Genomic DNA, 355 nt, shown 5'->3' with positions numbered 1-355 from the left:
ACTTGTAAGTCTCACAGTCAAGCACACTTCTACCTTTGCGCTCTGCATACGGTTTCTGACCGTATTGAGTGTACCTTTGAACGCCTCCGTTACTCTTTAGGAGGCGACCGCCCCAGTCAAACTACCCACCACGCACTGTCCTCCCACCCGATTATGATGGCAAGTTAGAAACTCAATATAACAAGGGTGGTATTTCAAGGTTGACTCCACTAGAACTGGCGTTCTAGCTTCAACGTCTCCCACCTATCCTACACATGTTAGACCAAATTTCAATACGAAGTTGTAGTAAAGCTCCATGGGGTCTTTTCGTCTTGATGCGGGTACCCAGCGTTTTCACTGGGACCATAATTTCACC

Annotated in this window: 1 rRNA gene; it reads right to left on the bottom strand. The window is 47.3% G+C overall.

Features of this window, described 5'->3' with window-relative positions:
- Positions 1–355: ribosomal RNA gene (locus tag KQ878_RS03730) — 23S ribosomal RNA — on the bottom strand; the annotation flags it as partial.

This window comes from Mycoplasma zalophidermidis (genome assembly GCF_018913985.1).
Classification (GTDB): Bacteria; Bacillota_I; Bacilli_A; order Mycoplasmatales; family Metamycoplasmataceae; genus Mycoplasmopsis; species Mycoplasmopsis zalophidermidis.
This window is presented reverse-complemented; position numbering and strand designations above follow the sequence as displayed.